We start from the raw sequence: 14,422 nt of genomic DNA, 5'->3' as shown, positions 1-14,422 counted from the left end.
TTCTTTTCAATCGCATCAATCTTGGCCTTATCAGCCGGATCTCGTCTCGCCATAGTAGTCATTCTGGTTCATCTCCTTATGCGGGTTAGGTTCCCACACACAAACCATTAGACACTCTCAGGTTTCCTTACCGGCATCAACTGAACCGCCCATGAAGTTGTGAAAAGCCGCTGCCGCAGGGACTCGACCACGTTAGCGCGACAGAAATTTGAAGTGCCCCGGGTTTTGTTCCTAGGACATTTCAGTGAGCTTTGTTCATCGGAGCCCACGGGGACACTGGAGACTACAAGTACACGTTAGACGCCGCCAGTAGTGCCGCCAAACACTTACGGCACTACTGGCGGAACTTCCTGCCGCTTCCCCACTAGCGCGCGGCGCCGGCACACTCTCAAAGTTCGTGCGCAAGGCGCAGCGAAATCTATCTCAACAGCGCCCCGCAGATAACCCGGACGAACTTCTAGACCTGGCCACCAGTCTCAAAGAAAAGCTGGAAGGGCAAATTCTAGTGGCCAGCCGGGCGCACACGGGCAACGGAGACGCTCTGGTCAGCGCGGCCCTCGTGTTCGATATCTACTCCAGCGATTTGCTTTGCCGTGGGGCAGACCACCGGGGTAATGAGGTTGATGCCGCGTTCGCGCAGCTTCTCAGACTCCACCGCGATGATGGGGGTGCCGGCGCGGACGACATCGCCCTTGTCCACGAGCTTAGTAAAGCCCTCGCCCTTCAATTCCACGGTATCGATGCCGATGTGAATGAGCAGGTCAAGACCTTCTTCAGTCCGCATGCCAAAGGCATGGCCGGTCTTGAAGACCATCGTGATGGTGCCATCTACTGGGGCACAGACATCGAAGGCATCGATCTCGGTAGGAATGACGGCGAAGCCTTCGCCCACCATGCCCTGAGCAAAGGACTCATCGGGGACCTCGGAGAGAGGCACGACGGTTCCCTCGAACGGGGCGCGGAGCTCCACATCGGTCCCGATTTTCTCTGCGGGGAGAGAATCTTCGCTAGGCTTCGCCGGCGCCGTAGCTACCGCTGCAGAGCCGGTGCGCAGCTGTTGGTTGACCTCGTCAAACATGAACTGCACGGAGGGGCCCACGATGACCTGCACGTTCTTTTCGGAGGGGTGGATGACGCCGGAAATCCCGGCGCGCTTGATAGTGGGGTCATCGACAAGCGCGCGATCCTTCACACCCACGCGCAGGCGGGTGGTGCAGTAGTCCAAGGAATCGATATTGTCCTTGCCGCCGAGACCCTCGATGATGCGGGAGGCGGAAGCGGCGGTCTTATCATCGCCTGCGGCGGCATCGTCGTCTTCAGGGGCGTCCTCGTCATCGCCGCGGCCCGGGGTCTTCAGGTTAAACCAGCCGATGAGGTAGTAGAATATAACGAAATACAGGGCGAAGAAAATAACGCCCATAATTAGGAGCATGTACCACTTATTCGCTAGCGGGTTTTGCGAGGACAACAGCATGTCCACGAAACCTGCGGAGAAGCCGAAGCCCGCGGTCCATTCCATCGTGGCGGCGATAAAGACGGAGAGGCCGGTCAGCAGCGCGTGCACCACATAAAGCAGCGGGGCGACGAACATAAAGGAGAACTCCAGTGGCTCAGTCACGCCGGTGAAGAAGGAAGCTAGGGCGCCTGCGGCCATGAGGGAGCCGATGACCTTGCGGCGGCCCTTGTCCGCGCGCAGGTACATGGCCAGGGCGGCACCTGGCAGGCCGAACATCATGATTGGGAAGAATCCGGCCTGGTAGCGCCCAACAACTCCGTCCACGGTGCATTGTCCGTTTTCCCAAATACCAGGGCACTCTGCGGCGGAGGTAGCCGCGGCGGCCGCGTCGATAGTGGATTGGCCGGATTGGAAGTTACCGATGTCGTTAATACCAATAACGTCGAACCAGAACACGGAGTTCAGTGCGTGGTGCAGACCCGTCGGAATGAGCAGGCGGTTGGCCACGCCGTAGATGCCCGCACCCGCAGCACCGAGGCCCTGGATGGAGGTACCGAAGTTGAAGAGCGCGTGGTAAATGAAGGGCCATACGAAGTAGAGGATGGCGGAAACCACGATGGCGAAAAGCGCAGTGAGGATGGGGACGAGGCGGCGGCCAGAGAAGAAGGCCAGGAAGTCCGGCAGCTTAGTGCCATGGAAGCGGTTATAGATCATCGCCGCCATGATGCCTGCAAGGATGCCGAAAAGAACGTTGCCGTCACCGACTGCATTCCAACCTTCAGCCGCCCATTCGACGGCTTCGTCGCCCGTAAGAGCCTCGGGATCTTCGATGCCGCGATAGCCGGCCACCGCGTCGGGGCCCAAGAGCTTCATGAAGGTGGCATACGCCAGGAAACCGGACAGTGCGGAGGCACCATTGGAGTCTTTGGCCAGGCCAAAGGCGATGGCTACGGCGAAGATCCAGCCCAGGTTATCCAGCACGGCACCACCGGAGCTGACGAGCAGCTGCGCGACCACGTTATCCTGGCCGGCAACGCTGGCTATCCAGTAGCCAACGCCGCCGAGGATCGCCGCGACAGGCAGTACTGCCACGGCGCCCATCAGCGCCTTTCCGAGCCGCTGCAGCGGCCCCATAATATTGAGTTTCACGGGAGGAGTCCTTTCAAAGGTGTAAAGAGGTAAAAGAGGGCTTTAGTGCGGGCGGTGCTCATCCACAAAGCGGTAGTACTCGTGATCTTCCAGCTGGGAAGCCGCGTCTTCATCGAGAATCACCGTGGCCCGCTGGTGTAGCTGGAGGACCGAGGCCGGGCAGTGCGCGGACAGCGGGCCCTCCACCATGTCGCGGACCGCGCTGGATTTTTCAGTCCCAGTGGCCAGCAGCAATAGGTGGCGGGCTTCGCTGATGGTGCCGAGCCCCTGGGTTAGCGCATAGCGAGGAACACTGTCCGTGTTCTCGAAGAAGCGGGCATTATCCTGCACCGTCCGCGGGTGCAGCGTTTCCAGGCGCGTGCGCGATTGCAAGGAGCTGGAGGGCTCATTAAAGCCGATGTGCCCATTGCCACCGATGCCAAGCAGCTGGATATCGATGCCGCCAGCATGGCGAATGGCCTGGTCATAGGCGGCTGCGGCGCGGTCCGAGTCCGCGGCATCGCCCTCGGGGCTCTGCACTAACTCATCGATGAAGTCGACGTGGCTGGTAAATACGCGGCGGATGGTGGAGTAATACGACTGCTCATGGGAGCGAGCCAGCCCCACGTATTCATCGAGGAGGAAGGCGCGGCTGCGAGCGAAACTCACCTCCTGGCGCTCGTAGCGGGCGGTGAGTTCTTGATACATCGCTACCGGAGTAGAACCCGTGGCCAGCCCCAAGGTGGCCCCGGCGTTGGCATAGCGGACGAAGATATCGGCGGCGGCAATAGCCACCTCTGCTGGTGTGGAACGAATGAGGATATCCATGCAGTGCTTTCCTAACGTAAATCAGTATCTGTCGCGGCGGCGATGTCGATACCATCAGCGATGACTCGCACAGGTTCGAATCGAGCATTCAGGCCCACGAGGTTGGCGCGCTTACCGGGAGCCAAACGGCCCACGTCCTTATCCCCCAACACGTCCGCAGCCGTGGTGGAAGTAAACCGAACCGCTTCCTCTGCGCCGTGGCGCGCGGCAAAACGCGCAAATTGCTGCGCCAAGGTGGAGGTTCCACCGGCGATGGCGCCGCTGTCCACCCGCGCCACGCCATCGGTCACGGTAACGGGCAGGGAGCCCAGCTCATAGGAGCCATCGGCCATGCCGGCAGCGGCCATCGCATCGGTGACCGCAAAGGAGCGGCGGTTATAGGCCATATCCACGGTGCCATCGGCAAGATGCACGCCATCGGCAATAAGCTCTACCCCCGCATCGCCCGCTTTCGAGCCGGTGAGTAGCGCGGCCACCGTGCCGGGTGCACGGTGGTGGATGGGCGGCATGGCGTTAAAAAGGTGGGTGCCGGTCACGGTGACGCCCAAGTCTTTCGCCTGCTCCATGATCCGCAGCGTGGTCTCATAATCGGCTTCGGTATGGCCCAAGCTGGCGATAATATCGTGTTCTGCACAAACCTCAAGGATCTCTGCAGCGGCCTGGGTTTCTGGGGCGAAAGTAATGGACCGCAGGTGGCCGCGGGCGGCGTCGATCACCGCGCGGAAAAAGTCTGGGTCTCCCGGCACGATGCGCGATGGATCCTGCGCGCCACATTTGGCCGCGGCGATAAACGGGCCTTCCATATGGATGCCGGCGATATCCCCCTCATCTGCCAGCGTGGCAAGCAACTCCGCCCGCGCGCACAGCTCCGCTTGCGTCCCAGAAACCATGCTGGCTATCAGCGTGGTGGTGCCGTGGGCGCGATGAAAGCGCGCGGCGGCGCGGCACTGGTCATAATCACCATTGGGAAAGCTTCCACCATTGCCGCCGTGATTGTGCAGGTCCACAAAACCTGGAACCCACAGCAAAACGTTTGGGTCACCGGCTTGCCAGTCCGCGTGCGCTGCGGGGACATCGCCAAGCGAGATGTCTTCAATGCGCCCGCCAAAGTTCAGCGCACCAGCGCGCAGCTCGACGTTCTCGTCGATGTACAGGCCTTCTACGCGGCCCTTCGTCTGTGTCTGCATATTTCGTTCACTTTTCTGTTGTGTGGGCAGGCACCATCCCATAAACGCGCCGATATCCCAGCGCAGCACTATGTTATAACCTATTGGTACCATACCCCAGTGTCAATGATGTCACTTTCACTTTTTTATGTGAGATTTTCGAGGACTATCGACTGTGATGCTCAACTTCGTTTAGGCATAGACCCGCACCAGCCACTGGACTACATTGATCTTTAGGAAGTATCGCTTGCCGATGCCACCTCTACCCTCGGCTTCTCTCTAGCAAGCGCGCTACCTACGCCAACCACCGCGTCACGTCAGGAGAACGTAAATATGGATTTAAAACCAGAAACTATTGTTTCTAATATTTTAAGCGATATTGCGGAAGTAAATGATTGGGCCAGCATTGCTGATGCCACCGGCGCTAATGACATAAACTCTTCCCACGCCACCCCTGACGAGGTTTTCACCATCCTCACTGCTGTTAAAAATAGTCCCGATTTGGCCCTCGGAACTGTCACAAATGAGTTCAAGGATTTCCCTGATAGCTGGTCGCCGCGTGATATAACAGACCGGATCTTTGCCTCGTCAGATCCCACCCTCTCGATGATGGATATCTTTATGCGCCCGACCAATGAATGACCTACGGAAGAATAGAGATGAAAACTGACCACGTATCTCCTTTAAGTTACGTAGCCCTTAGCACTGTGGTTGTTGCTTCATGACTAGCCCTATATGTGCATTTTGAGACATATCCATGCTCATTGCCTTGATAATCAGTCTGCTCAACTGGGCCCTCCGGTCTTGTCATCAAGCAGCTACCCTGCAAAAGCGCAGGGATAAATTGGGTGCGATCTACTGTCTAAATGACCACTAAGAGTGCTCTTCCGCGATATCGCGCATGCAATTATTATTATTGAAATTATAACCGTTTCATGTCCTTCACAAGTACTCGCCTCGGACATGGCGGGATCCTCATCTCAAGGAGCACACCATGACCAGTCGTTCACCCGCACCGCCGCGGCACCGGTCCCAGTACGTTCTCTTGGCCGGCTTAGCCGTCTCGGTGGCCTATGCCGTCGTCCATATCGCGTTTTCTGATCCGGCCCTGATCGAAGGCACCGCACCCGCGCGCCTTTCCTTACGCAATTACCTTGGCCCAGTGCTGGGCTCTGGCATGGTGTGGGCATTATTTGCCTACCTCATGGGCAAGGCGTGCGCCCACCGGTGGAGATCGGCCTTTTTCGCAGGAGCCGGCATACTCTTGTTCATGTTGGCAGTGCACTACGCGCTGCTTTTCACCTTTGGTATCTACGACTGGCAGACGGCTTTTTCCTCTAATGCCACGTGGTTCCTCTTCGCCCTTATCGCCGGGCCACTTTTCGGCGTGGCGGGGGCTTTGTCCCACAGGTTCGGCTGGCTAGATTACGTTGCCGTGCTCGGCTTCGTGCTGGAGCCACTGATTACTGGGCTTATCCCAGGCAATAGTATCGAACCGCAGACCACGACCACCCCCGGATATCTTGCCGCGGTAACGCTGTGGATGATCGGTGCGGTTTTCCTCTACTGCGAACGCCGGGCTCCTATTAAGGGGTAGCCACATCCCCAGCGGCCCACCATCCGGGCATGCCATGGACCCCGGCCCCGGGCGCAGTGGAACTCGATGCCATGAATATTCCCGGCGCGAGCCGGTGCGGGTGCGCGGAGAGGCGCGGGCGCAGCACGGTCTGCAGCCCGGTCATGGCGCCACCGGCAATATCGCCACCCAACAGGTTGGGATTCCAGCGCTCCAGGTCAGCTGGGCTCGTCGCGCGGGTGGCCAGGATGGTATCGCGAAAACCGGGTGCGAAACGCTCGATCTGCCGCGCAATGAGGCCGGTCACCTCCCCCGGATAACGCTCCTCATAGCCATGCGGCACGTGCGCATAGGTCCACAGCACCAGCCCGCGCGAGGGGTCGGCCACGTACTGTTGGCACACCATGACCAGGGGATTTTCGGGCATGCGGCGCTTGCCGATATCCCTTTCTGCCCCACCAATCTCCTCCACGCTGCCGCCCACGTGGACGGTGCCCGCTTGGCCCACGCGGGGATCGGCCCACGGCACGGGTTCGCTTAAGTGAAAGTCGACCTTGTACACCGCGCTGCCATAGCGCCACCGCCGCAGGGATCGCTGGGTCCGGGCAGGAAGATCGAGCCCGCCCAGCCTAAGGATCTGGCGCGGGGTGAGGTTGAGGATCAGGGCATCGGCGCGGGGCAGGCTACGCACATCGGTGATGTCGGCGCCGGTGTGGATGCGGGCTTTGTGAGAGCGGAGGAGGGAGACGAGGGCATCGGCAAGCGCCTGCGTACCACCTTCCACCACTGGCCAGCCGCGGGTCATGCCGAGCGCGCCAAAGAGCAGGCCGAATGCGGAGGTAAAAGCCCTGGTAGGCGAGGTAATGGCGTGCACCGCGCTACCGGCGAATAAGGCACGCGCCTGCGGGGAAGTAAATGCCGCCCGCGCGAGCGCGCTCGCCGGGAGCACGCCCGGCGCGCCAAATTGCACCAAGCGGACCGCGTGCTCGGGCCAGCGCACCAGCGGGGTGAGCGCGTTGTTCACGTGTGCGTCGATATTGCGCACCACGTGGCCGTGCAGGCGGGTCCACGCCCGGGCATCGGTGCCGAGCCCCGCGGCGGTCTCCTCGAGGGAGGTGTGAAGAATGCCCGCCGGCGCGCCCTCTAGTGGATGGGCCATGGGATAGCGCGCATGGCGCCAGCGCAGGCCGTGCGATTCCAGATCCAGCGCGCGGAAGGCCGGGCTCGCGATGCCGAAGGGGTGGCCGGCCGCGCCGAGATCGACGATGGTGCCCGGGAAGATCTCCGTCGACGATGCCGCCGCCCCACCGGGCTTGCTGGCGCGCTCATACACATCCACACGCCAGCCGGCCGTGGCGAGGCGGGCCGCAGCGGTAAGCCCATTGGGCCCTGCGCCGACGATCACAGCGTGCGGTTGTTTATCCACAATCCTCCTTGTGCAGGTCAGTGGCCCCAATCTACCTATTCGCCCACACGATGGGTACAAAGTTATCCACAGGCTGTGGAAGAAACCTGTGGAATATTAATTTCACAGACTTATCCCCACCCTGTGGATAAGTGTTTTCACGGGCTTCCACAGGTGATTTTGCGGCCGTCGATACCGCTATAACCTGTGTGATCAGGGAAAACTCCGGAAAAGCGTTCGGTAAATTACAAGAATGTGGTTATCCACAATGTGGATAACTATTGTGGATTTCTTTCGCACACCCATTCCGGTGATCAAATTCCACAGTTATCCCCAAACCCCAGCTCGCAGGGCTAATAACACAATGATGACCGCAGCGGTGAGAGCGACACCCGCCCAGCGCACAGAATTGTTTCGATGGAAGAGGAACAAGCTCAAGATGATGCCGGTGCACAAGCCACCAAGATGCCCCCACAGGGAGACCCCCTCTGCGACGAAGGTATAGCCCACATTGACCAATACGAGGACGATGGGCGCGCGCAGATCCATCCCGCGTTGCCGGAAGACGCCCACCAGCATGCCCATCAGCGCAAAGATCGCCCCGGAGGCACCTACCGTGGGCGTGCCAAAATCGAACCACAGCACCATGGCGGAAGCGCCCAGACAAGAAACCAGATACGCGGCAATGTATAACCCGGTATCGAGGGCGCGCTCTACTTCCCTACCAATGAGCAGGAGCATCACCATATTGACCGCGAGGTGCCCGCCGTCCAAGTGCATGAATTCCGAAGACAGCACCGTAAGTGGCGCATCGGCGTACTGCGGTCCCCACAGGGCCCAGTCTTGGCTCAGCGTGGAGAGAAAGAAGGTCTCGCCCAAAGTTCGAGCTTGTACCGCGGTAATTGACCACGCGATGATGCAGATCGCGGCGATGGCCGAGGTAACGGGGGCGGTTCGCAAATAATTTTTCACCATGGCGTAGAAGCTGACCCTTTGTTGGCATTCGGATAAAACTAAACGAACCCGGCACCACAGCAAGGTGTGTGGTGCCGGGCGCGGAGCGAGGAAAACGCTTAGGCGATATCGATGGACTCGATGACAACGTCCTCGTGCGGACGGTCCATGCGGTCGGTGTCGACCTTGCCAATCTTGGAAACGACTTCCTGCGAAGCCGGGTCCGTAACCTCACCGAAGATGGTGTGGTGGTTGTTCAGGTGCGGGGTCGGCGCCACGGTGATGAAGAACTGGGAGCCGTTGGTGCCTGGGCCGGCATTCGCCATGGCCAGCAGGAATGGGCGGTCGAACTGCAGCTCTGGGTGGAACTCGTCCTGGAACTGGTAGCCCGGGCCACCGCGGCCGGTGCCGGTGGGGTCGCCGCCCTGAATCATGAAGTTATCGATGATGCGGTGGAAGATGGCGCCATCGTAGAACGGGCCGGACTGCTCGCCCTTTGCGTTCTGGGTGGAGTAGTCCTTTTCGCCCTTGGCCAAACCGATGAAGTTTTCAACGGTTACCGGTGCGTGGTTACCGAAGAGATCGATAACAATATCGCCGTAGTTGGTATGCATCGTTGCAGTTGCGGTCTTCTGAGTCATGCCAGCCATTGTAAAGAATTTACTTCCTCTCCGCTGTGCAAGACATAACGCTCTCAGCGATCGCGCCACCGTTTTCCCCTAGTCGGCCGACAGGGCTTGTCCCCCAAATAGCCAGCTAACCACGAGGGCACCGGGATCGATGACTCCCTTGCTGCGATCGCCCAGATAGGACGCGCGCCCCTTCTTGGCGGCAATCTTTCCGGTTTCTTCCACGCCCTCGCGCGCGGCCTCGTACAGGGCCTGGAGCGTTTGCTCGTCTGGGCGTTCTGCGCCGATTTCTTGCGCCTTCTCCGCGGCCGGAATGAGCGCATCGAGCATGGTGCAATCACCGCGCTGCGCGCCGCCCAGTTCTTGAATAAACTCCGCCGCGCTGCTCAAACCTTCTGCTAAAGTCTCCGCGCGGGCCATGTCGTTGAAGAAGCTGCCGAAGACCGCGCCCGAGGTTCCGCCCGCCAGGACGAGGAAGCGCTTGGCCAGGCCGGTGAAAATCTCATCATCCGCGCCGCGCAGCGGCAGTTTAATGCTTTCAAGCGCCGCCTCCATATTGGTACCGAAGTCCCCATCGCCGGCCTTGCGGTCAAGCTCGGTCAGCTCCTCGATAGAAGATTGCACGCGGTCAACGAAGTCACTCAACCACTGGTTCTCTTCGCCCTCGGTAGGCAGTTCATCCTCGAAGGTAATCCGCGCCGATTCCACCTGCTTGGCACCGCCCAAGGTATGGGGCCAGGCGGGGGCTTGGGTTGGGGCATCGATAAGCTCAAGCAGCTCATCGTCGGCCTTGAGCAACGTGATGGATACGCCGTGCATATTGACCGCGGTAACGAAGTTGCCCACCATGGAGCGCACTACCGTAATTCCTTTCTCCGCCAGCTGTGCAGACGCCTCGCCGAATACCAGGCTCAGTTCCAAAGGCGTGGTGCCGCCCAAACCGTTGACCAGGCACACCACCTCGTCGCCGCTGCTGATGTCGAGGGCAGCACTCAGCTTTTCCAGCACGGTGGCGACGATGGCATGGGCATTATCGACCTTTTCCGTGTGCGTGCCGGGCTCGCCGTGGATGCCCACGCCGACTTCCATGTGCCCGTCGTCCAAATCAAAGGTCTCGCGCCCCGTGGTGGGCAAAAAGCCGGATCCCAGTGCCACGGACATGCTGCGGGATTGATCGGAGGTACGTTCCGCAAGCTCGGTGACCTTATCCAGGTCATCGCCGCGATACGCCGCGGCACCGGCCACCTTTTCCACCAGGATCGTGGCACCGGTACCGCGCCGGCCGGGGCCCTCGCCGGTGCCTTCGGTAGCAATATCATCGGCAACCAAGACGGAACGCGTATCCACGGCCTCTGCTGCGTTGCGCGCCACGGTGAAGTTCATGACATCGCCGGTGTAGTTCTTCACAATGTGCAGCACTCCCCTGCCCTGGTCGGCCCACTGCGTGGCTTCGCTGACCTGGACCGCATTCGGGGAGGTAAAAAGCAGGCCCGGGCAGGCTGCGGCGAGCATGCCTTGCCCAATGAAGCCGGCGTGCATGGGCTCGTGGCCGGATCCGCCACCGGAGATGACCGCGACCGCCGGTTTATCATCTGCCGTACGCAGCGGGGTGCTGCGCCCGATGAAGCCCGCATCGTGCCAGGTGGCATCGGGATGCTGGGCGATGAACCCGGCCAGGGAATCAGACAGGAAGGATTCTTGGCTATTGCGAAATGCTGAGTGCTTCATAGCGCCCACGGTAATCCGGATCCGGCCATAGCGTCGCGGGTGGGTACAAGATCACGAAAACGCTATGCAGACCGGCTGCATAGCGTTTCCTTTAAGAACCTAGAATTTCGCAGATTCTATTTAGAGGGCGTTGCGCACCACATCGCGGGCTTCCACCATGTTGCGCAGGGAGGTTTCGGTCTCCTCGTAACCGCGGGTCTTCAGGCCGCAGTCCGGGTTAACCCACAGGCGGTCCAGCGGCACGTTCTTGAGTGCGGCGCGGATAAGCTCTGCCATTTCCTCCACGGAAGGCACGCGCGGGGAGTGGATATCGTAGATGCCAGGTCCAATCTCAGAGTGGAAGGTCTCATCGATATCCTCCAGCAGCTCCATGCGGGAACGTGCAGCCTCAATGGAGGTGACGTCTGCGTCCAGGCCGGCGACGGCGTCGATGATCTGGCCGAACTCCGAGTAGCACAGGTGGGTGTGGATCTGGGTGGTGGGCTTGGCCTCGAGGGCTACCAGGCGGAAGGAGCGCACTGCCCAGTCCAGGTAGGCCTTGCGGTCCTGCTCGCGCAGCGGCAGCAGCTCGCGCAGGGCTGGCTCATCGATCTGGATGATGTCGATGCCGGCTTCCTCCAGGTCGCGAACCTCATCTGCCAAGGCCACGCCCAGCTGGTCCGCGGATACGGACTGGTGCACGTCATCGCGGACGAAGGACCACGCCAGGATGGTGACCGGGCCGGTCAGCATGCCCTTGACGTGCTTTTCCGAAAGCGACTGTGCAAACTTCGACCACTCGGTGGTCATAGCAGCCGGGCGGGAGATGTCACCCACAACGATCGGCGGACGGGTACAGCGGGAACCGTAGGACTGTACCCAGCCGTTTTCGGTGGTGACGAAGCCATCGAGCAGCTCCGCGAAGTACTGCACCATGTCATTGCGCTCTGGCTCGCCGTGGACCAAGACGTCCAGGCCGAGGCGCTCCTGCAGCTCGATGACGGACTTAACCTCGTCCTTGAGGGCGGAGTTGTAGTCGGCATCAGAAAGCTCGCCCTTGCGGTGCGCCGCACGCGCCTGGCGGATTTCCTTGGTCTGCGGGAAGGAACCGATGGTGGTAGTCGGCAGCTCAGACAGGCCGAGCTCCTTCTGTGCTTCCTTGCGCTCATCGAAGGCCGGCTCGCGCTTGACCTCGCCTTCCGGCAGCTGGGAGATGCGCTCTTGCACGGCGGCGTTGTTGATGCGCTCGGACTCGGCGCGGGTACGAACAGCGCGGTCGCTGACGCTGTAAGCCTCTTCGGCTGCCTCTGGGCCTTGTACCAGGGCGACGACTTCCTTGACCTTTTCATTGGCGAAGGAGAACCATGGGGCGACATCGGCAGGCAGCTTGGATTCTGCCTCGACGGAGTGCGGCACGTGCTGCAAGGACACGGAGGTGGATACGGACAGCTCATCGATGCTGCCGGCCAGGTCCTCGTACTTGGAGCGCAGGTCGCGCAGGTTGGCGGCCCAGACATTGCGGCCATCGACAAGGCCGGCAACAACGTGGGTGTTCAGGTTCTTCACGCGCTCGAGGTAGCCCTCATCCAGGGCCAGGGTGCCAACAGAAAGGTCAACCTGGACGGCCTCTGGCTTGAGCTCTGCGATGACATCGAGGCCCTTGCGTGCAGAGCCGTACGGAGTGGTCAGGTAGACCTTTGGGCGCTCTTCTGCACCCAGGATGGCGGAGTATGCCTGCTTGGTATATGCAGCCAAGTCCTCATCGCTGGCGTTGGTCAGATCCGCCACGAGGGCAGGCTCTGCCAACTGGATCCACTCCACGCCAGCCTTGTGCAGCTCCGCCAGGACCTCCTGGTAGGCGGCAACGGCATCATCTAGGCGCTCGAGCGGGGCCTTGGCTGCACCCTCGGCCTGCTTGGACAGGGCCAACAGGGTAACCGGGCCAACGAGGTACGGGCGCACGGTGTGGCCTGCTTCGCGGGCTTCTTCTACCAGCTTGATAATGCGCTGTGGGTGCGCCTTAAAGGCGTGGTCATCGGCAATTTCCGGAACGATGTAGTGGTAGTTGGTGTCGAACCACTTGGTCATCTCCAGCGGCGCGGTGTCCTTATTACCGCGGGCCAGGGTGAACTCATCATCTAGGGTTTCACCGGCAACGGCACCGACGGTCAGTGCGGTTTCGAGCACCTGGTCGTAGTAAGCGACGTCCGCCGGGATGGCGTAATCCTCGGTCAGGCCGAGGTCGCGCAGGCGGTTGTAGGTATCGAGGCGCAGCGAGTGTGCGGCGGACTCGAAGGTCTCCGCATCGATGCGGCCGGCCCAGTAGGACTCGAGCGCGCGCTTCAACTCGCGGTTGGCGCCAATGCGGGGATAGCCCTCAATTGTCGCCTTGGGGAAATTAGCGTTGGTCATTGTCTACTCCGATTCGGGTTAGTAGGTCGTGAGTATTGTCGGGGTTGTTGTGGGTATATATATGGAGCCCGCTCGCCCCGCCAGCCACGATGTCGCGGGCTAGTTCGGCGGTCAGTTCCATGCCGGTTTCGTATTCTTCTTCTGGGGTTGTCGCTGCCGCGAGCGCCGACCGCACCCTTTCGGGCACGGCGAGCCCGGACAGCTCTCCCATTCGCTCCACCCGGCGCAGGCTGGTCATGGGCATGATTCCCGGAATAAGGGGAATATGCACCCCGGCCAGTTGGGCCTTTTTGGTAAAGCGCAGGTAATCCTGGGAGTCGAAGAATAGCTGGGTAATGGCGAAGTCCGCGCCGAGGCGCTGCTTTTTGAGCAAGACGTCAAAATCTTCATCTTCGTTTTTAGATTCAACGTGCCCGCTGGGATAGCACGCGACTCCGACGGCCAGGCGGCCAGCGGCGAATCGCGCGGCTTGCTGCCTTTCTAGTTGCCGGATGAGGCTTATCAATTCATCGGCATGCTGCGGATAGTGCTCCGGCAAGCCTTCCTCTGGCAGGTCCCCGCGCAGGGCCAGCAGGCCGCGGACACCGGCATCGACCAAGCGGTTAATCCAGCCGATAAGTTCCGTGCGCGAACCAGCCGTGCAGGCCAGGTGCGCAAGCGGACGCATCGAGGTGGTGCGCGAAATCCGCTCGATAAAGGCCGTCGTCCCTTCGAGCCAACCGGACCGTTTGGAACTTGTCACCGCAATATAATCCGGGTGGTAGCTTTCCAAGGTTTCCAGCAAACGGTCGATTTTGGCTTCATCGGCGTCATGGCGCGGCGGAATTACCTCGAAAGATAGCGCCAAACGCTCCGGTACCATTAGCTCTTCTTCACTCATGGAATCCAATGGTGCTGACGCCGAAAATCGCGGGCTCATAGTCACCTCCTTTTCCCGATCTCAATTGCTGTCTGGAGGAAAACGTACCAAGCTGTTCAGTTTGCGGGGTAGCGCGCCGCTAATGGTATTACCTTTGCAGGCCCATAAACAGCGCGGTTAGCCAAAATCGGCGTGAATATTAATCCACCAATCTGAACCAAGCGGTCTATTTTATGGGTGATTCCACTCCCTGAATCACCCGCCAAAACAGTGGTGGGGTGTCAAGCTGGCCACTATGCTGG

Annotated in this window: 11 protein-coding genes; 2 read left to right on the top strand and 9 right to left on the bottom strand. The window is 60.3% G+C overall.

Features of this window, described 5'->3' with window-relative positions:
- Window positions 1–502: 502 nt before the first annotated feature.
- Genes nagE through MHX65_RS11170 form a run of 3 tightly spaced genes read right to left on the bottom strand, consistent with a single transcriptional unit; the run spans window position 503 to window position 4,599 of the window.
- Window positions 503–2,590 (bottom strand): N-acetylglucosamine-specific PTS transporter subunit IIBC, encoded by a 2,088-nt coding sequence (gene nagE, locus MHX65_RS11180; RefSeq protein WP_034659479.1) that lies wholly within the window; start codon window positions 2,588–2,590, stop codon window positions 503–505.
- A gap of 57 nt (window positions 2,591–2,647) precedes the next feature.
- On the bottom strand, window positions 2,648–3,412 hold the full coding sequence (gene nagB, locus MHX65_RS11175) for a glucosamine-6-phosphate deaminase (RefSeq protein WP_239270130.1): 765 nt from the start codon (window positions 3,410–3,412) through the stop codon (window positions 2,648–2,650).
- Window positions 3,413–3,423: 11 nt separating this feature from the next.
- Complete coding sequence (locus MHX65_RS11170) at window positions 3,424–4,599, bottom strand: N-acetylglucosamine-6-phosphate deacetylase (RefSeq protein ID WP_239270129.1); 1,176 nt, start codon at window positions 4,597–4,599, stop codon at window positions 3,424–3,426.
- A gap of 312 nt (window positions 4,600–4,911) precedes the next feature.
- On the opposite strand from MHX65_RS11170, the gene MHX65_RS11165 reads away from it, so the two are divergent.
- A complete protein-coding gene (locus MHX65_RS11165; RefSeq protein ID WP_239270128.1) occupies window positions 4,912–5,220 on the top strand; it encodes a hypothetical protein in 309 nt (102 codons plus the stop codon).
- 352 nt (window positions 5,221–5,572) lie between these two features.
- Window positions 5,573–6,175, top strand: a complete 603-nt coding sequence (locus MHX65_RS11160) for a hypothetical protein (RefSeq protein ID WP_239270127.1) — start codon at window positions 5,573–5,575, stop codon at window positions 6,173–6,175.
- Here the strand turns inward: MHX65_RS11160 and MHX65_RS11155 are convergent.
- From MHX65_RS11155 to MHX65_RS11130, 6 genes are all read right to left on the bottom strand, one after another.
- Window positions 6,165–7,580, bottom strand: coding sequence for a phytoene desaturase family protein (locus MHX65_RS11155; RefSeq protein WP_239270126.1), 1,416 nt, complete (start codon window positions 7,578–7,580; stop codon window positions 6,165–6,167). The two genes, MHX65_RS11160 and MHX65_RS11155, sit on opposite strands and share 11 nt — an antisense overlap.
- Before the next feature lie 306 nt (window positions 7,581–7,886).
- On the bottom strand, window positions 7,887–8,534 hold the full coding sequence (locus tag MHX65_RS11150; RefSeq protein WP_239270125.1) for a rhomboid family intramembrane serine protease: 648 nt from the start codon (window positions 8,532–8,534) through the stop codon (window positions 7,887–7,889).
- 98 nt (window positions 8,535–8,632) lie between these two features.
- Complete coding sequence (locus tag MHX65_RS11145) at window positions 8,633–9,163, bottom strand: peptidylprolyl isomerase (RefSeq protein WP_005280498.1); 531 nt, start codon at window positions 9,161–9,163, stop codon at window positions 8,633–8,635.
- Window positions 9,164–9,232: 69 nt separating this feature from the next.
- Complete coding sequence (locus MHX65_RS11140) at window positions 9,233–10,870, bottom strand: dihydroxyacetone kinase family protein (RefSeq protein WP_239270124.1); 1,638 nt, start codon at window positions 10,868–10,870, stop codon at window positions 9,233–9,235.
- A 120-nt stretch (window positions 10,871–10,990) separates the two neighbouring features.
- Window positions 10,991–13,261, bottom strand: coding sequence for a 5-methyltetrahydropteroyltriglutamate--homocysteine S-methyltransferase (gene metE / locus MHX65_RS11135; protein ID WP_239270123.1), 2,271 nt, complete (start codon window positions 13,259–13,261; stop codon window positions 10,991–10,993).
- The gene (locus tag MHX65_RS11130; RefSeq protein WP_239270122.1) at window positions 13,248–14,180 is read right to left on the bottom strand and encodes a methylenetetrahydrofolate reductase; all 933 of its coding nucleotides are present in this window, start codon (window positions 14,178–14,180) and stop codon (window positions 13,248–13,250) included. The genes metE and MHX65_RS11130 overlap by 14 nt, the downstream gene beginning before the upstream one ends.
- Between the last annotated feature and the right edge of the window lie 242 nt (window positions 14,181–14,422).

This window comes from Corynebacterium sp. ACRPS (assembly GCF_022346005.1).
Lineage (GTDB): Bacteria > Actinomycetota > Actinomycetes > Mycobacteriales > Mycobacteriaceae > Corynebacterium.
This window is presented reverse-complemented; position numbering and strand designations above follow the sequence as displayed.